A 17,504-nucleotide genomic window follows, 5' to 3' on the forward strand; every position below is an offset into this window, starting at 1 on the left:
AAGTGTCCTCCACGCTGACGCCACTCCCTGGATCCGGCTAGCTTCAATCAGCAGGCCGCCAACTGTTCGCCAGGATCAATGACCCGCTCTCGGCGAGTGCGCACTAATCGCCGCCGGGTCCCAACGGTTCAATTGGGCGCTGAGGAGCTCCGGTGCGTTGCAGCGGCATGGGATTCGCGCAGCCGATCGCAGTCACAGTCTCGTTGTAGCCGCCGGTCCGGGCGTGGTGAATGTCGGTACCGCCGCGCATAATGCGTCCAGGTTTCGCCCGGTGCGCATGACGGTTCGGTCGGGTCTGACAAGCGCACCACGGACCCCCGCTTTGTCCAGCCAGCGGCCGAGTTCGTCCTGGGCGCTGACCGAGATGATCACGGCGCCCCGACGGCCGAGTTGCTCGCGCTGTGCCTCCGTCAGCGGTGACGATGTGACGAGAGCGAAGCGCCCCCCGACGACGACGTCGAATCGCGAACCTTCCGCCAAAACGGGATTGGGGCACAGGGTGCCGGCCAGTTCTCCCCCGCGGAAAGATTTGATCACCAAGGCGGAATCACGCAACGCAGGCGTAGCGCTGCTGGCCGCCTGCTCGCAGCCGCCTGCTCGACGCTCCAACCAGGGCACCAAGAATCGGCGCAGCAGATCTCCCAGTCGGCCACCGACGGTCATCGACCAGCCGACTCGCACCGCGAGTCGAACCAGTTTGCGGGCGTGTGGTTTTCGCTCCTGCTCGTAAGTGTCCAGCACACTTTCGGGCAGGTTCTTGTTGAGTACGCCGGCGATTTTCCACGCCAGGTTCACCGAGTCGCGCAGGCCCGAGCACAGGCCCTGGCCGATGAACGGCGGGGTGAGGTGGGCGGCGTCGCCCATGATGAACACATTGCGCTCGCGCCACTTATCGGCCACCTGGGCACGAAACATGTACTCGCACAACCGAACCAGCTTCAACTTCGCACCCTCAATCTCGCCAACCCAAGGTGCGATCAGCGGACCGATGTCGGTCACTGTCTGGAAGTCCGCCGCCGTCTCGTCATCGAGAAGCTCGAATTCCCATCGGTATCGGGTCTCACCGACACGCATGTAGGTGGCCCCGCGCTCGGGGTTGCATACTTGGTGCACACCCTCCCACTGGTCCAGGGTCACGTCGGTGTCCACGTCGATCACCAGCCAGCGCTGCTGAAATCTCAGGTCCAACATGCTAGCGCCAATCGCCTGTCGGACAAGGCTGTTCGCCCCGTCACAACCCAGGACATAACGCGAGTCCACGACGTCGGCGCGGCCGCTGACGCGGTCGGTGAAGCTTACCCGCACGTGGTCCGGACCGAGCTGGGTGATGCCGGTGACTTCTACGTGTCCCCTGAACAACGCAGCCGAGTAATTCTTGAAGTTCGCCCGCAGTATTGCTTCCAGTTCGGGCTGGTCGAACATGTTTGCCTGGGGGAAGCCGTGCACACTCTTTTCCGGATCGCGGCGAATTTCGCCCAGCACTCGCATCTCTGGGTCAAGCAGTCGCAGGCCCAGCGCCGGACGCGAGATTGCGGCGAACTCGTCGCGGACGCCCACCGCGGTCAGTATGCGGAACACCTCGTCGTCGGCGTGCACCGCGCGCGGTTGCGCGTAGACGTCTTCCCAGCGGTCCAGCACCAGCGTTTGGACTCCAAACTGTGCGAGCAGCGTGGCGGCGGTGATGCCGGTGGGGCCGCCGCCGATGACCACGACCGGCACGTAGGGCGGAATCCAGTCCGTTGCGCTCATGTGAACCGCACCGCCGTCCGCTGAGCGCCGACCGACGACGGAGCGAACTCCAGCCAGCTGATGTCGTGCACCTTGAGGATCGGATTGGCCGCCCGGCCAGGGTGCTCACCGTTGCGAGTGCCCTGCTCACTGTGCAGGTCTTTATGGACATCGAGGTCGCTCATGGCTTGCCTTCCCGGCTCGTTAGTGACGATATCATCATCCATGAGTTTATCGTCAGTCAAGTGCGCCACCAGTACACGCTCGAGCAGGTGACCACCATCGCCGCGGTGGCCGGCGTCGTGCAGCAGGCGCGGGTGGCAACGCTGGTGCTGCCAGGCATCGGCAGCGTCCGCGACCTTGCCGCCGCGCATCGGGCCGGTGCCGGCGTGGTACGGGTCGCGACCCACTGCACCGAAGCAGACATCTCCGCGCACCACATCGCCGCCGCCCGCGAGCTCGGCATGGACACCGTCGGATTTCTGATGATGAGCCACATGACCACTCCGCAAAAGCTGGCGGAGCAGGCCCTACTGATGGAGGGCTACGGCGCGGGATGCGTCTACGTCGTCGACTCGGGTGGCGCCATGACCATGAAGGACGTGGCGGAACGAGTCGACGCGCTACGCCAAAGCCTGGACAGCGCAACCGAAGTCGCCATCCATGCACACCACAACCTGTCGCTTGGGGTGGCCAACTCCATCGTTGCTGTCGAGCACGGATGCCGTCGTGTGGATGCGTCGTTGGCCGGTGTGGGAGCCGGTGCGGGCAATGCGCCGCTGGAGGTCTTCATCGCGGCCGCCTCGCGGATGGGATGGGAACACGGCTGTGACCTCAATGCTCTCGAAGACGCGGCCGACGACCTGGTCCGCCCGCTGCTACAACGGCCGGTGCAGGTTGACCGCGAGACGCTGACCCTCGGCTATGCCGGCGTCTACTCGAGTTTTTTGCGCCACGCCGAAACGACCGCCGAGCGGTTCGGCGTGGACGCGCGCACGCTGCTGGTGGAGGCGGGACGTCGCGGGTTGGTGGGGGGCCAAGAGGACATGCTCGCCGACATCACGCTCGACCTGATCGGTGAGCGCGCATCCGTCAGTTCAGGGGGAACTGGTCAGTTTTGAGTGCTTCGCGCAGCACGCGCCGGTAGCGTGACCCCACCGGCACATACAGGCCCAACTCCCGGCGGGCGGCCTGCACCACGTCGCGACGTTGGACCTTCACGTCCTCGTACTCCTTCAAGGCGGCTCGTTGGCCTTCGGGCATGCTCTCCAACCACATCTGAATTCTTTCGGTCGCGCCGCTGTCGGTTTCGAATTGCCTTACCCACTCGCCCAATTGAATCGACTGTTGGTAGGCGTAAGTGATGGCCAGATCCGCGGTCTGGAAATTACCGGTCAGCGCCAGTTCGCTGATCACCCTGTCGATCGCATCAGCTTTTTCACTCAGTACTTCTCTGCGAATTTCCGGCGGAAGCGCCTTGAGGATTTCCAGGTCCCGCCCGATCCTCAAGGCCTCGGCGTAAAGCGTTTTCATCTCCTCATAGTGGAACCGCTTGTGCTGGGACCTGCGATCGAGCGCGCCCGTGCTGAACGCTATGATGCCCGCAAAGACAACGAACGCGCCGCCGAGAAGTGTGCCTTGTCCGGGAGTCAGACTGTGCCAGAAGTCGATCCACCCGCTGATCTTCACCTCCCTAACCACGTTCGCGGATCAGAGTTCGGCTAGGGCGATGCCGGTGAGGAACTGGCCCAGGTGAACCAATTCGGTGTCGACACCGGTGCCGAGTTCGACGTGACGGATGCTGCCGCCCAGATCACCTACATAGAACTCGGACTCCGAGACGGCCGCGACGCCGATCGCCTCGCGGTATCCCGCGGACAGGATTTCGGGTGTACCGACTCCCGGCTGCACCGTAGCGCGGTTGAGCGTGTTGCCCTCGGGCTCGGCACCCCGATCCGTCCACACCAGCGTCGCACCGCCGAGCAGGTGCAAGTCGATGGGCTCGGGCAAGTCCTTCCACAGCAGTTCGACATCGTCGCGGTACTGGGGGCCGACACCCGGCGGCACGTCGAGCGGGGCACGAAAGATTCTGCCCTCCCCCGCATTTGGCGCGCCCTTCTGCGTCCAATACAGCAGGCGCTGATCCAAATCGACTGCGATGCCGACACAGTGGTTGCGTTCGAGGCGCCCCGCATCTTCGCCGACCGCCGGCACCACCAGTGGGCGCAGGTCGCTGCCGTCGAGGTTGCACGACAGCACCTGCATGCCCTCCCGGTCGCACCAGTACAGCACGCCCGCCTCGAAATCGGCGGTCAACTGCTTGCCCGTCGTGAAAGCCCCGCGCGGCACGATCGTGACGCGGTGGCTGCCGTCCAGATCAGCACGTTCCAGTGATCCGTTACGGGCGTAGGCCGCTTCGGAACGTGGGCCGCTGCCGGGATCGGGGGCACCCATGTTGGTCCAGTACACGTGGCCACGGGACTGGTCGACGACGAGGCCGTCGGGCCTCTCGTCGAGTCCGCTGATCAGGGTGCGCACGCGAGTGCCATCCAAAGACACCGCCTGCAACTCCTGTTTGCCATCGTTGAGGACCAGCAGCTCGGTCATCGGCTTGCACTCTCGCTTTCAGCCCGAGCAGCCGCACCAGCGGAGAACGAAGGCACGGCGTCGCAAATCGCCTGAATGTTGCGGCCGGCCTGCATGACAGCGCCGTCGGGCCTGACGATGGCCGTGTTGGCCCGGCCTTGCTTCAGCCAGCGCCCCAGTGCGCTGTCCCGCCCAACGGAGACCACGACGGCTCCGCGACTGCGCAGCTGCGTTTCTTGCGCAAGGCTCAGCGCCGAGGAGGTGACCAACGCGAATCGATTCCCCACCACCTGGTCGAAGTGCAGGCCATCGCGCAGAACCGGGTTGGGGCTCAGCGTTCCGGCGAGCTCCCCGCGGGTGCGGGACTTGACGACCATTGCCGATCGGTGCAGCCCCGGGGCCACGCCGTCGGCGGCGCTGGTGCGGGTGCCCGGCAGGCGGAAGTTTTCCAGCCGCGGGAACACCACCTGGCGCACCAGATCGCCCAGTCGGCCTCCGCCGGTCATCGCCGCTCCGACCGACACGGCCATCATGATCATGGCGGCCGCGTGAGCCTTGCGCTCCTGTTCGTAGCTGTCCAGCACGCTCTCGGGCAGCGAATTACCCAGCACGCCGGCCACTTTCCAGGTCAGGTTCAGCGCGTCACGAAGACCCGCCGCCATGCCCTGGCCGACGAACGGCGGCGTGAGGTGGGCGGCGTCACCGAGCACGAACACATTGCGTTCGCGCCACCGGCTGGCCACCTGCGCGCGGAACGTGTAGGCGGTGACGCGGACCAGGCGCAACTGCTCCGCCGGCACGTCGCCGAGCCACGGCTTGATCAACGGCTCGACGTGGTCGATCGTCTGGTAGTCGGCGGCGGTCTCCCCGTCGTTCAGCCGGAACTCCCAGCGGTAGCGGGTCTCCCCGACGCGCATGTAGGTGCCGGCGCGCTCGAGGCTGCACAGCTGGTGGCAGCCCTCCCACTGGTTCAGTTCGGCGTCAGTGTCGACGTCGATGACCAACCAGTTCTGCTGGAACGGCAACCCGTACATGTGCGAGCCGATCGACGCGCGGACCACGCTGTTGGCGCCGTCGCAGCCCAGCACGTAGCTGGCCTCGACGGACTGCTCGCCGCCGCGCACGCGGTCGAGGAAGCTCACCCGCACGCGTCCGGGCTTGTTCTGGGTGACGCTGGTGACCTCGACGTCGCCCCGCAGCGCGACGTGTGGGTACCGCTTGAGGTTGGTGCGCAGGATCGCTTCCAGCTCGGGCTGGTCGAACATGTTCATCTGGGGGTAGCCGTTGGCGCTGGGCTCCGTACTGCGCTTCAGCTCCGCCAGCACCCGGAAGTCCTTGTCCAGCAACCGAAGACCGTGCGCGGACCGCCGGTGGGCGGCGAACTCGTCGCCGACGCCCAGGCGGGCCAGGATGCGGTAGATCTCGTCGTCGGCGTGCACCGCCCGCGGCAGCGGGTAAACGGTTTCATGCCGGTCGAGCACCAGCGTCGGAATGCCGTACTGCCCCAGCAGCGTGGCCGCGGTGGTGCCCGTCGGACCGGCACCGATGATGATCACCGGCACGAAGTCCGGCACCGACGCCGGGGCTCCATTGGATTGTGCGTTCATGCGTAAACCACCTTGTTGCGTTGGGTGCCGAGGTCGATGGCGCCGTCGTCGGTGGCCACCGTGGCCTCGACGACGTCACCGTGATGCAGGTAATTCGGGTTCTTTGCCTGGCCGGCAAGGAATGTCATCAGATCCATTTGATGCGGGTTCTCGACCCCACGCGCGGTGAGCGCGGTGCCCACCGGGGTACCGGTGAGAACCAGGTCGCCGGCGTCCAGCTTCTGGAAGTTCGCCAGTGCCTGCAGCGCCTCAACGGGCGAGTAGAGCATGTCGCCCTCGACGACCATGTTCTGGCGCAGCTCGCCGTTGACGCGCAACTGCAACCGAAGGTCGCCGAAGCGCTTCAGCTCGTCGGCGTCCACCAGTACCAGCGCCGGCCCGACCGGGGTGAAGGTCGGGTACGACTTCGACTCGTAGAACTGGGCTTTGGTCAGCTGCACGTCGCGCGCCGACACGTCGTTGGTCACCAGCAGCCCGGTGACGAACTCGGCCAGGTTGGCCTCGGTCACCTCGGTGCCCACCGGCAGCGCGCGGCCGATCAGCAGGCCGATCTCCAGCTCATAGTCCAGCAGCTGCACGTGCGGGGGTTTGACGATGTCATCGAACGGACCGGCGACGGAACCGGAGGCCTTGCGGAAGAAGGTCAGCGGCGTCTTGGCGGGGTCGCGGCCGACGTCTCGCACGTGCGAGGCGTAGTTGGTGGCCTGCGCCACCACCCGGCACGGCGTGGTAACCGGCGACAGCAGCGTCAGGTTTTCCACCGGGACGGTGTCGTTGGAGTGCGCGGCGGCGTCGATGGCCGCACGGTCGGCCAACACCTCTGCGGTGCTGGCCGCGTCGGTGTCGATGCGCGCGGCGCCGTTCGGGGTCTGCACCCACCACGCGTCGGCGGTGCGCAGGATCGAGACGGTCATTTTCGGATCCTTACTTTCTTTTGGGTTGGGAGGGTTAGGAATTGCCAACGTGGAAAAGCCCGCGGAGGGCGGACAGGTCGAACTCGTTGTCGTGGCGCAGCGCGTCGACCATCAAGGAAACCTCGCGCGCGGTTTCGCCGGGTGTGCCAACGCCCAGGAAGTCCCTGCTCGGCGGGGGACCCCACTGATAGAGGCCCGACGCCGTCAGCGGAGCCCAGCCGGGCTCGAGGGTATTGTCGAACATGTCGCCGTCGGCGTAGTGCTCGACCAGGAAATCGCCGTCGGGGTCGCGCCAGTAGTCGAAGATCTGGCTGCCCTGGATGTGACGACCGATGCCCCAGGAGCGGAAATAGCCTTGCTCGCGCAGGTATTCGCCGCCGGCGGCCAACGCGTCCAGGTCGGCGACCTGGTACGCCGAGTGGACGTAGCGGTGGGTCGGGCCCAACGCCATCGCCAGCGTGTGGTGGTCGGCCGGGGTGGACCCGCGATCGCAGCGGATGAAGCTCATGATGGGTCCGCGCTCACGCTGGCCGGGGTAGTAGCAGAAGTCGCTGACGATCAAACCGAGGTGGTCCAGATACCAGTTCAGCGCCTCGATGTACTTGGGGGTCTGCAGCACGATGTGGCCGAGCCGCTGCACGCCGGCGGGCACCCGCGGGGGACGCTGGGTGGCGTTTGCCCGGACGGTGTCGTGGCTGGGCCCGAAGTTGAACACGTGCGGTTTCTGGGAGGCCAGCTCCGGCAGAGTGTCGACACCGGAGACCACCCGCAACGAAATCCCGCTGGGGTCAACGAGGTCAACGGTCACCCCGCCCAGGGTCTCGGGCAGCGGCCGCACGGTGGTCCCGGTCGCGTCGGCCAGCCGCAGCAGGTCGGTGTCTTCGGCGGCGACGAAAGCCGGGCCGACGAACCGCGAACGCGTGCCACGGCGGATCAGCACACACGGCGCGACAGGGTCGCTGCCACGCAGGTGCAGCTCGTCGTCGGTGCGCAGCGCGACGCTGAACCCGAACGCCCGCGCGAACGCCTCAGCCTTGTTGAGATCGGGCTTCTCGAACTCCAGCCAGATCACGTCGTGGACCTTGATCACCGGGTTGGCCGAGCGCCCCGGGTGCTCACCCGGCAGGCCGCCCTGCTCGCTGTGCAGCCCATTATGGGCGCCGATGAGTTGGTCGGTCATTGCTCGCTCCTAAAAACAACATTGATGGACGGCATGATGCTCCTTTCCTGAAACGGCTTTTAACACCAAGGCTTTTGGCGGAACACGCGTTGGCGCACCGCACTCGCCTCTAACGATGCCGCTCCCGCGTACGCGTGTCCTTGCGGCTGACGGCAATAGCCATACCCTGCTAGCAGGGTATTCGCAGTTCTGACGAAATGTCAGTTTTGGATTGCGTATCAAAGCGTTTCACTGTTCTGCCTGCGTCAGCAGATCAGACAGTCGTGACGAACCGTCGGCCTCAATACCTATGTAACTGGACCGGCCGCACTCAACACCGACACGCTCGCCGCGGCCGATGACAGCATGTTCACGCTCACGATCGTCTCGGTGATCGTCATCATCATCATGCTGCTGCTCGCCTACCGATCGGTGGCCCGAGCTCTCATACCGCTGGTGGGTGTGCTCCTCATCCTGGCGACGGCGCGAGGCGTCGTCTCGTTCCTGGTCGGGCTGCACGTCCTGGGCATCTCGTCGTTCGCGATGAACATGCTGGTGGCGTTGGTCCTCGGCGTCGCCACCGATTACGGCATCTTTTTCATCGGCCGCTACAACGAAGCGCGCCGGGCAGGACACGACAAAGAATCCGCCTACTACGAATCAGTCGCCAACGCATCGCACGTCATCCTCGGATCGGGTCTGGCGATTTCCGGGTCGACGCTCTGCCTGAGCCTCACGAAGCTGAATTACTTCCGCACCCTCGGCCCGCCCTGCTTCGTGGGGATGGTCGTCGCCGTCGTCGCCGCGCTAACCCTCGGTCCCGCGATGCTCGCGCTGGGCGGCCGGATCAAATGGTTGCAGCGAATCAGCCCGACGAGCCCGATGTGGCGCCGACTGGGGACCGCCATCGCCCGGTGGCCGGCAGCCTTGATTTTCATCGCCGCTCTTGTCGTTCCGCTGTGCGTCATGAACCTCGCCACCTACAAGGTCAGCTACAACGACCGGGATTTCGCACCCGACACCCGCGAGTCCGTCGAAGGGTACGCGGCCTCGGACCGCCACTTCCCGAAGAGCCAGCTGGCCTCCGACTCCCTCTACGTGCAGTCGGATCACGACATGCGCAACACCACCGACCTGATCACCTTGGACAGGATCGCCAAGACCGTGCTCCGGGTTCCGGGCATCACCATGGTGGACGGCATCACCCGGCCCAATGGCCGGCCCCTGGAGCACGCTTCACTTCCCTTTGCCATGGGCTCCGTGGGAACGAAGATCGGCGAGAACCTTGACTTCTTCAGGGATCGGGTGGCCGAAATCGACACGCTGGCAGACCACATGGGCAAACTCATCGAAGAAACGAACCAATTGGAGCAGATCACCGGGCGCCTGGAAGATCTCACCAACCAGCTGACTGTGGGCACGCACATGTCGCGTGAGGCGACAGAGCAAATACGCGCGGCAACCGACCAGGCGCGGGATAATCTCGCCAACGTCGACGACTTCTTCAGACCGCTGCGCAACTACCTCTACTGGGAGCAACACTGTTTCGACATCCCGGTTTGCTGGACGCTTCGGTCGTTGAACGAAACGGTCGATAATGTCGACAAGATGAGCGAACAGCTGGTGACTTTGCTGAAGGGCCTCGTCATTATCGACACGGTCACTCCGCAAATGGTTCCCCAAATGCACGCCATGGCGGAACACATGGGAACCATGGCGAAAGAAATGAAAGCCATGCAGTCGCTGACCATGACCACGCAAAGCACACTGCATGCGATGATCCCGCAGCTGGACGTCATGATTCACCCGATGATCGACATGGCGCAAGCGTTCGACAACGCGAAGAACGACGACTTTTTCTACTTGGCGCCGGATGCGCTCGAGACCGAGAATTTCAAGGTCGGTCTCGATTTCTTCATGACTCGTGACGGCAAGGGCGCCCGCTTCCTGGTTTTCCACAAGGGCGAAGCAACGAGCCCGGCGGGGATCGAACAGACGAGGAATGCATTAACCGCCGCGGACGAAGCCATCAAACAAACGGCGCTGTCCAATGCGAAGTTGGATATCGCGGGCGCCGCCCCGACCTACCGCGACGTCGAGGACTTCTCGCATAACGACCTCATCCTGATGATGCTCGCCACCTTCGCGCTGGTGTTCGTGATTGTCTTGGTGCTTACCCGCGCCCTTGTCGGCTCGATAATCGTGCTCGTCATCGTGGTTCTTTCGTTCGCCGGCGCGTTGGGCTTGGCCGCCTTGATTTGGGAGAACTTGCTTGGCGTACAACTGCATTGGCTGAACGTTCCGATCGTATTCATCGTCCTGGTCGGGGTCGGCTGTGACTACAATCTGCTGCTGCTTTCGAGATACCGAGAAGAGATTGACGCCGGCGTTGCGACCGGCATGATCCGCGCAATCGCGGGTTCCTTGAGCGTGGCGGTGACGGCGGCCCTGGTGCTTGCCGGCACGATGCTGGCGCTTCTTTCCAGCGATGTGAAAAACATCGGCCAGGCCGGGTCGACCATCGCCATCGGGCTGGTTTTCGACATGTTCATCATGCGGCTGTGCCTGGTGATGCCGCTCGCGCGGTTGCTTGGCCCCTGGTTCTGGTGGCCGCAAAGGGTTCTCAGTCGCCCAAGACGCGTTATTCCCACGGCGGCCGCTGTACCTCCGCTCTAGCGACGCCGACCGCTATAAAGGCCGAAAACTCATGGATTGCTCGATCGAGTTGAACGTCTCGCCGCAAACAGTGCACCGCATACGGCCGGAACGGGCAATCCTGGCCTGCGCGACCCGGATCCACTTCTGGTAATCGTGTGTGCACACCGTCTGGTGGCCGCCGCAGGGCGGGTGCCGTATCGCCAGCCAGCTTGCCGGTCGGCGGCAGCCATATGCGCTTTGACACCGCACCGGCTCAGCCCATGAGTACACCACCGCATCGAAGGACCGCGCGGCGCTGGTGGGGTGCGCCCCATCCGTAAGACAAGTCTCGCGACTCGCGGTCATACCGGCGCGAATACCCGCCGACGCTCGCGGTAATCGCCGAGCGGGAAACTTTCTCCGTCAACCGGCGATGTGCGCCAATACCGCGGTAACGGTTGAGTGATTCAGCTCGCTGCCTTCTCACCTGCGATCGCTTGGAGCTGCTCGAGCCGAATCCTGGCGGTGGCCTGCTGCTCGGTTATGGTGAGCTGGCCGCGTTGAGTGCTCAAGAATGTGACGGTCCACGAGATCAGTGTGGTGATCTTGTTCTGAAATCCGTTCAGGTACACCAGGTGCAGGAGCAACCAAGCTAGCCAGGCGGGGAATCCGGCGAACTGCAGCGGGCCGACCTTGGCGACCGCACTGAACCGTGACACCGTGGACATGGAGCCCTTGTCGAAGTACCGGAACGGTTCACGCTCGGCTGGATTGGCGCCTTTGAGTTCGGTCTTGATCGCGTTCGCCGCGTACTTAGCACCCTGGATCGCGCCCTGCGCGACGCCGGGCACGCCTTCCACCGCGGCCATGTCGCCGATCACAAATACGTTCGGATAGCCACGGACAGTCAAGTCTGGCAACACCTTAACGCGGCTCGCACGATCGATCTCGGTCGCCGACTGATCGGCGATCTGCTTGCCCAACGGACTCGCTGACACGCCCGCCGACCACACCTTGCAGATCGAGTCGATACGCCGGATCTTGCCGTCGGAGTCCTGGACCGTCAGGCCATTGTGGTCAACGTCGGTGACCATGGCCCCGAGCTGAACCTCCACACCCATCTTCTCCAACCGCGCCTGGGCCTTCTTCCCCAGTTTCGGCCCCATTGGCGACAGCACCGCGCGCCCCGCGTCCAGCAGGATGACCCGCACCTTGGTCGAGTCGATGTTGCGGAACGCACCCTTGAGTGTGTGACTGGCCAACTCGGCGATCTGCCCGGCCATCTCCACACCCGTGGGCCCGGCGCCGACCACGGTGAACGTCAGGAGCCTCTCCCGAAACGCCGAATCGCTGGAGAGCTCTGCCTGCTCGAACGCACCCAGGATCCGACCCCGTAACTCCAGCGCGTCATCGATGGTCTTCATGCCCGGCGCGAAGTCCGCGAAGTGGTCGTTGCCGAAATAGGACTGACCCGCACCGGCGGCGAGAATCAACGTGTCGTACTCGGTCTCGAACGTGCGGCCGAGCAACTCCGAAGTCACAGTGCGGGCCTTCAGATCGATGTGCACCACATCGCCGACTAGCACCTTGGCATTCTTCTGATTACGCAGAATGCTCCGGATTGCCGGAGCGATTTCACCCTCGGAGATGATGCCCGTCGCCACCTGATACAGCAGCGGCTGAAACAAGTGGTGCTGGGTCCGGGCAATCATGGTGACGTCAACCGGCGCCCTCTTAAGCGCTCTGGTCGCGGTCAGCCCACCGAACCCGGATCCGATGACGACCACCCGAGGCCGTTGTAGGGGTGCCAGCTTGCCTGCGTGACTGGTCATGTCGCACACCGTATGGGTGCGCGGGTGCCTCGCGCGCCGCCGCTAGCTGCAAAGCGGTTCTCTGCTAACGGGTATCTCGACTACCAGGCAGCTGGAATCAGAGCGTCGTTCGGGGGTATGGTCACCGGCTGAGTATCTGGTGATCGACTGTGCCGAACCCGGACGGGGGTGCTCCCTTTTCTCGCGCGGCAGACGTCGTCCTGGTGGCGGTTCGCCGGGTTTGGCGTCGATCAGAAGGCGAATCGATCTCCCGCACGTCCCGGGCCGAGCACCGTCCTGGGCAGGACTCATTGATCGCCGACTGCGGATCGTGGAATCGGCTACTCGGGAGCGCAGCCGGCGATGTGCGGCGCCAACACCGCGGTCAGGGTGGTCACCCCCCGCGCGGGGTGCACCGTGACGCCACCGATGTCGGCGGACCCCGATGGGCCCGACAACAGCACCGCGTACGCGGAGTGCTCGAAGGCGGGGTGCCGATAGGCCACGTGGATGTTCTCCACGATGTCGGCGGGGTCCAGCAGAACGACCAGATGCCGGGCCAGCACGGCGGCCGTGGTGACGGCGAGCTCCGTTTCGGTGAGCAGGATGGAACCTGTTTCGGCGACGCCCATCGGGGTGCGCACGACCGTGACGTCGACGTCGGCGGGTGCGGCCCAGTGCGAGAAACCCGACGGGTCAACGTTTCCGGCCACCTCGCCGGTTGCCGAACAGATGCTGCGCGCGTCCGGGAAGGCCGTCGCCAGCCAGGACTGCAGCCACGACTGAATGCCCGACGGGGTCGCGGTGACCACCGTGCCGTCGAGTCGCTCGAGGGCCGCGGAGAACAGAGCGACGAGATCCCCTGTGCCGCCGGTGAAGTCGGGAACAAGCGGTAACGGGGGTACTACCGGCACGCGGTCGCGCACGGCGTTCAGAATGTCCTCACGCGCCGACATGGTCGGCCTCCTCCGGTCCCTTGCTGGCGGCGGCAGTCGCGGCGCCGTCGCGTCCGCGGGTGCGGGCATACCACTGATGGAAGGTTTCTTTCGGCGCCTCCGGTACGTCGCGGCGGCATCCCCAGGCGTTAAGCCGGCTGTAAAGCGCTAGGTGCGGCAACACCTTCACCGCAAGGCGCCGCCCTCCGTCGCGGCGCGATAGGTCCTCGGGCGGCTCAGCAGCCCTGGCGGCCCGATACCCACCAGCCCGTCACCGCGCGAAGCGAAATCGTCCACTCCTGCGGGTCCGGCAGTTGTCGGCAGTCGTGTCCAAAAGTGCTGTCGCGAGTTAAGCTTCCGGCAGGTGACCAGGGGCAATGACAGGAAACCCCACCATGACGGCTGGATCCGCAACGCTTCGCAGCTACGACCCGATCGATCTATCGTCCCGGGCGTTCTGGTCCACCACCGCGGCGGAGCGGGAACGCTCCTTCGCCGTGCTACGGGCCGAGCGCCCGGTGAGCTGGCATCCTCCCGTCCAAGACGCACTCATGCCGGATCCGGACGACCCCGGCTTTTGGGCGGTCACCCGGCGCGCCGACATCGCCACTGTCAGCCGCAATCATGAAGTGTTCTTGTCTGGCAAAGGTGTGGTATTCGAGAACGTCCCCGAGGAGATGCTGGAAGCGACGCAGTCCTTCCTGGCGCTGGACCCGCCGCGGCACACCAAGCTACGCAAGCTTGTCAGCGCCGCGTTCACGCCCAGGCAGGTCAGGCGCATCGAGGACGCGATCAAGGCGAACGCCAAGACCATCGTTGAAGAGCTGAAGGCCGCAGGCAGTGGGGTTGACTTCGTCGACCGGTGCGCCAAAGAACTTCCGATCCGCACGCTGTCGGACATGGTCGCCATTCCGGAGTCCGAGCGTGACCACGTGGCGCATGCCGCCGATGCCGTGGTGTCATGGGCCGATGAGGTCTACCTGGACGGCCGTCACCCGCTGCAAGTCTTGGCCGAGAACCTGCTGTACCTACAGCAGCTGGCCGGGGTGCTGGCCGCGCAGCGCCGCAACCGTCCCGGCGAAGACCTGTTCAGCAGCCTGGTGAACGCCGAGGTGGATGGCGACCGGCTCACCGACGCGGAGGTGGCCGCGTTCTTTGCGGGCCTGTCCGTGGCCGCCAACGATACGACGCGCCAGACCATCAGCCACGCGATGAAGGCGCTCACCGACTTTCCGGATGAGCGGGCGTGGCTGCTCGAAGATTTCGACGGCCGCATTGGTGGGGCAATCGAGGAGTTCATTCGCTGGGCTTCGGCGGTGATGACCTTCCGCCGCACGGCCGCAACGGATTTCCAGCTCGGTGGTCAAACCATCGAAGCGGGGGACAAAGTGGTGATGTTCTATGCGTCGGGCAACTGGGATGAAGATGCGTTTGACCATCCGGAGCGATTCGATCTCGGCCGAAACCCCAACCCACACGTGGGTTTTGGTGGCGGCGGTGTGCATTTCTGCCTTGGCGCCCACGTGGCAAGGGCGCAGCTGCGCGCCATCTTCGGCGAGCTGCTCCGGCAGGTGCCGGACATCGAGACCGGCGATCCGGTGTACGTGCCGGGAAACTTCATCCACGCCATCCGCAGCATGCCGTGCACGTTCTGACGTGGTCCAGCACGGACGCCGGGCGAGAGCCCGTAGCGGCTGCTTTGAGTCGGAACAACTAATCATCTCCCGTTTCTGTTATGTGGAATGGTGATGCGAAGGGCCGTCCCGCCGCCGGGAGGACTTGCGACCCGAAGGTTTCCGCCGAGTGCCTCGATACGGTCCTTGAGCCCGATCAGCCCCGAGCCCTTGCCCGAATCGGCCCCGCCGATCCCGTCGTCCGCGACCAACAAGTCGAGGCTCTCGTCGGTTACCCGGGCCGCGACCTTCACCTCGGAGGCGCGAGCGTGCTTTGCGGCATTGGTGAGCGCCTCGGCGACCACGTAGTAAGCGGCGACCTCGACCGATTCGGGCAACCGTTGCTCGATCGTCACGTCGAGGTTGACGGGCACCGGTGAGCGGCGCGCCAGCGTCTTGAACGCCGCCCGCAGTCCGCCTGTCGACAAAGTCGCCGGATGAATGCCCCGGGAAATCTCCTGCAGCTCTTGAAACACGTCGGTCAAGCCTGAAACCGTCTCTGTCAACATGCTTTTCAAGTCGTCCCGCTCGGGTGGCACCGACTCCTCAGCCAGGCGAAGTTTCAGTCCCAGTGAGACAAGCCGTTGCTGGGCTCCGTCGTGGATATCGCGTTCCAGGCGGCGTCGGGCGTCGTCGGCGGCGGCCACGATCCTCGCCCGCGAAGCGATCAGCTCCGCGCGGGTGGTCGCGGCCGCAATTGCGGTCGCCACCAGCTCGGCGAACTCGGCGATGCGTCCCTCGGTATCCGGCGGCAAAGGGTCGGGTTGGATGGTGCCGACGACGGCCATGCCCCATAGCCGCTCATCCACCACAATCGGGGCCCCGATGCGCGACCGGATGCCCAACTCCCGAACGCGTTGGGCAATCGGGCCGGCGGCGTCCTCCCAGCTGTCCATCCGCGCCGACTGCCCTGTGCGCAAGACCGTGGCGGCGACGTTGTCACCCTCGGTGGATAGGCGTTCCCCCAGACAAAGGTGCGGCACGCCGGGTTGGGCATAGGACGCCACGACGACGATCGCTGCGCCGTCGTCTTCGAAACGGAGCACCTCGGCGTTTCCCACCTGCAGGCAACCGGCCATCTCCTCGGCCACTGCCGAGAACACCTCCGACTGACCGACCCCGCGTGCAACCAAAGTTGCGACCCGGCGCAATGCGGCTTGCTGCCTGGCCAGCACACTGAGGTTTCCGGCGAGCTCGCGCAGGCTATCGCGGCCGGCCTGCAGTTCGGCCATGGCGGCAGCGTTGGCGATGGAAGTCGCCACCAGATCGGCGAAATCAGCCATGCGAACCTCGGTGTCGGGAGGCAGGAGCCCGGTCCGCGTCGCCACGGCGGCCGAGCCCCAAAGCTGCCCCCCGACGACGATGGGAACACCCACCATGGACTGGATACCAAGCGCGCGGATGAATGCGGCCGTCTTGCCGTCCGCGTGCTCGTGGGTGTCCATCCGAGCGGGCCGGCCGGTGCGCAGAATCATCGGGGCGACGTGGTCGCCCTCCATCGGGAACCGCTGGCCAACTACCGGAGGGTTTGGCAAGTCTTGGTTGAAGCTCGCAATGGCCTCTATGACGAGGAAGTCCCCTTCGTGGCGGATCACCGTCGCGTTGAAGGCGTCCAGGCAACTAGCCAACTCCTCGGCCACCGCGTTGAACACCGCCGCAGGCTCCGCCTCGCGGGCAACAAGTTCCGCCACCCGGCGCAACGCCGTTTGCTGTCGAGCTAGCTGACGCAGGCTGTCGCGGCTGGTATTCAGCTGTTCACGCGCCGCCGCATTGGCGATCGCGGTGGCCACCAGATCGGCAAAGTCTGCGATGCCCACCTCTGTGTCGGCGGGCAGCGGCTCGCCCCGGGAGGCCACCGCGGCCACCCCCCACAACTGTGGCCCGACCACGATCGGGACGCCGACCATGGATGCGATTCCCATCTTGCGAATGCGCGCGGCCGAAACGCCCGCCGCATGCTCGTGGCTGTCCATCCGAGCGGGGCGGCCGGTGCGCCGAACCGTCACGGCGACGTGGTCGCCGTCCAGCGGAAAACGCTCACCGACGGCCGGCGGGTTTGGCAGGTCCACCTCCGGACGCCCAAGCGCGGCAATGACGATGTCATCGCCGTCGTAGCGGCCCACCGTCGCGTTGTAGACGTCCAGAACGGTGGCCATCTCCTCGGCCACCGCGTTGAACACCTCGGCAGGCTCCGCCTCGCGGGCGACCAGTTCTGCCACCCGGCGCAACGCCGTCTGATGCCGGGCGAGCTGACGCAGGCGATCGCGGCTGGCACGCAGGCGCTCCCGGCTGGCATCCAGTTGCTCGCGCGCCGCGGTATTGGCGACCGCGGTAGCCACCAGATCGGCGAAGTCCGCGATGCGCGCCTCGGAATCGGACGACAGCGGTTCCCGCTCCGCGGAGCCGGCCGAAAGCACCCCCCAGACCCGGCCATCGACGATGACCGGAACACCT

General features: G+C 65.2%; 13 protein-coding genes and 1 pseudogene. 3 read left to right on the forward strand and 11 right to left on the reverse strand.

The window, feature by feature from the left end:
* Positions 1-192: 192 nt before the first annotated feature.
* On the reverse strand, positions 193-1,749 hold the full coding sequence (gene mhpA, locus ACLP9N_RS23870) for a bifunctional 3-(3-hydroxy-phenyl)propionate/3-hydroxycinnamic acid hydroxylase MhpA (RefSeq protein ID WP_442409704.1): 1,557 nt from the start codon (positions 1,747-1,749) through the stop codon (positions 193-195).
* Positions 1,746-1,913, reverse strand: a complete 168-nt coding sequence (locus ACLP9N_RS23875; RefSeq protein WP_442409705.1) for a hypothetical protein — start codon at positions 1,911-1,913, stop codon at positions 1,746-1,748. Before ACLP9N_RS23875 ends, mhpA (ACLP9N_RS23870) begins: the two co-directional genes overlap by 4 nt.
* Here ACLP9N_RS23875 and dmpG point away from each other — a divergent pair.
* Positions 1,893-2,849, forward strand: coding sequence for a 4-hydroxy-2-oxovalerate aldolase (gene dmpG / locus ACLP9N_RS23880; protein ID WP_442409706.1), 957 nt, complete (start codon positions 1,893-1,895; stop codon positions 2,847-2,849). The two genes, ACLP9N_RS23875 and dmpG, sit on opposite strands and share 21 nt — an antisense overlap.
* Here dmpG and ACLP9N_RS23885 read toward each other — a convergent pair.
* From ACLP9N_RS23885 to ACLP9N_RS23905, 5 genes are read right to left on the reverse strand one after another with little or no spacing between them, the layout of a single operon-like run.
* A complete protein-coding gene (locus ACLP9N_RS23885) occupies positions 2,821-3,417 on the reverse strand; it encodes a hypothetical protein (RefSeq protein ID WP_442409707.1) in 597 nt (198 codons plus the stop codon). The two genes, dmpG and ACLP9N_RS23885, sit on opposite strands and share 29 nt — an antisense overlap.
* A gap of 21 nt (positions 3,418-3,438) precedes the next feature.
* Entirely contained in the window at positions 3,439-4,335 is an 897-nt protein-coding gene (locus ACLP9N_RS23890; RefSeq protein ID WP_442409708.1) for a hypothetical protein, read from the reverse strand.
* Positions 4,332-5,921: a bifunctional 3-(3-hydroxy-phenyl)propionate/3-hydroxycinnamic acid hydroxylase MhpA gene (mhpA, locus tag ACLP9N_RS23895; protein WP_442409709.1), complete on the reverse strand. Its 1,590-nt coding sequence runs from the start codon at positions 5,919-5,921 to the stop codon at positions 4,332-4,334. Before mhpA (ACLP9N_RS23895) ends, ACLP9N_RS23890 begins: the two co-directional genes overlap by 4 nt.
* On the reverse strand, positions 5,918-6,835 hold the full coding sequence (locus ACLP9N_RS23900; RefSeq protein WP_442409710.1) for a fumarylacetoacetate hydrolase family protein: 918 nt from the start codon (positions 6,833-6,835) through the stop codon (positions 5,918-5,920). The genes mhpA (ACLP9N_RS23895) and ACLP9N_RS23900 overlap by 4 nt, the downstream gene beginning before the upstream one ends.
* 34 nt (positions 6,836-6,869) lie before the next feature.
* Entirely contained in the window at positions 6,870-8,015 is a 1,146-nt protein-coding gene (locus tag ACLP9N_RS23905) for a VOC family protein (RefSeq protein ID WP_442409711.1), read from the reverse strand.
* Positions 8,016-8,291: 276 nt separating this feature from the next.
* On the opposite strand from ACLP9N_RS23905, the pseudogene ACLP9N_RS23910 reads away from it, so the two are divergent.
* Positions 8,292-10,670: pseudogene (locus tag ACLP9N_RS23910) on the forward strand (MMPL/RND family transporter); the annotation flags it as partial.
* Between the two features lie 428 nt (positions 10,671-11,098).
* Here the strand turns inward: ACLP9N_RS23910 and ACLP9N_RS23915 are convergent.
* From ACLP9N_RS23915 to ACLP9N_RS23925, 3 genes are all read right to left on the reverse strand, one after another.
* Positions 11,099-12,463: an NAD(P)/FAD-dependent oxidoreductase gene (locus ACLP9N_RS23915; protein WP_442409712.1), complete on the reverse strand. Its 1,365-nt coding sequence runs from the start codon at positions 12,461-12,463 to the stop codon at positions 11,099-11,101.
* A 320-nt stretch (positions 12,464-12,783) separates the two neighbouring features.
* Positions 12,784-13,398 carry an LUD domain-containing protein gene (locus ACLP9N_RS23920; RefSeq protein ID WP_442409713.1) on the reverse strand — a complete coding sequence of 205 codons (615 nt, stop codon included), beginning with the start codon at positions 13,396-13,398 and terminating at the stop codon, positions 12,784-12,786.
* Entirely contained in the window at positions 13,385-13,567 is a 183-nt protein-coding gene (locus ACLP9N_RS23925) for a hypothetical protein (protein WP_442409714.1), read from the reverse strand. The genes ACLP9N_RS23920 and ACLP9N_RS23925 overlap by 14 nt, the downstream gene beginning before the upstream one ends.
* Before the next feature lie 205 nt (positions 13,568-13,772).
* Here ACLP9N_RS23925 and ACLP9N_RS23930 point away from each other — a divergent pair, with 205 nt between their 5' ends.
* Positions 13,773-15,032 (forward strand): cytochrome P450, encoded by a 1,260-nt coding sequence (locus tag ACLP9N_RS23930; RefSeq protein WP_442409715.1) that lies wholly within the window; start codon positions 13,773-13,775, stop codon positions 15,030-15,032.
* Positions 15,033-15,094: 62 nt separating this feature from the next.
* Here ACLP9N_RS23930 and ACLP9N_RS23935 read toward each other — a convergent pair.
* Positions 15,095-17,504: GAF domain-containing protein (locus ACLP9N_RS23935; RefSeq protein ID WP_442409716.1), on the reverse strand; the 2,410-nt coding region annotated here is incomplete at its 5' end.

It is taken from the genome of Mycobacterium sp., from assembly GCF_052144515.1.
Taxonomy (GTDB): domain Bacteria; phylum Actinomycetota; class Actinomycetes; order Mycobacteriales; family Mycobacteriaceae; genus Mycobacterium.

Coding starts and splice junctions, on each gene's coding strand:
- ACLP9N_RS23890 (WP_442409708.1), bottom strand. CDS start 4,335: ATGACCGAGCTGCTGGTCCTCAACGATGGCAAACAGGAGTTGCAGGCG.
- ACLP9N_RS23920 (WP_442409713.1), bottom strand. CDS start 13,398: ATGTCGGCGCGTGAGGACATTCTGAACGCCGTGCGCGACCGCGTGCCG.
- mhpA (WP_442409709.1), bottom strand. CDS start 5,921: ATGAACGCACAATCCAATGGAGCCCCGGCGTCGGTGCCGGACTTCGTG.
- ACLP9N_RS23900 (WP_442409710.1), bottom strand. CDS start 6,835: ATGACCGTCTCGATCCTGCGCACCGCCGACGCGTGGTGGGTGCAGACC.
- ACLP9N_RS23915 (WP_442409712.1), bottom strand. CDS start 12,463: ATGACCAGTCACGCAGGCAAGCTGGCACCCCTACAACGGCCTCGGGTG.
- mhpA (WP_442409704.1), bottom strand. CDS start 1,749: ATGAGCGCAACGGACTGGATTCCGCCCTACGTGCCGGTCGTGGTCATC.
- ACLP9N_RS23930 (WP_442409715.1), top strand. CDS start 13,773: ATGACGGCTGGATCCGCAACGCTTCGCAGCTACGACCCGATCGATCTA.
- ACLP9N_RS23875 (WP_442409705.1), bottom strand. CDS start 1,913: ATGAGCGACCTCGATGTCCATAAAGACCTGCACAGTGAGCAGGGCACT.
- ACLP9N_RS23905 (WP_442409711.1), bottom strand. CDS start 8,015: ATGACCGACCAACTCATCGGCGCCCATAATGGGCTGCACAGCGAGCAG.
- dmpG (WP_442409706.1), top strand. CDS start 1,893: ATGGACATCGAGGTCGCTCATGGCTTGCCTTCCCGGCTCGTTAGTGAC.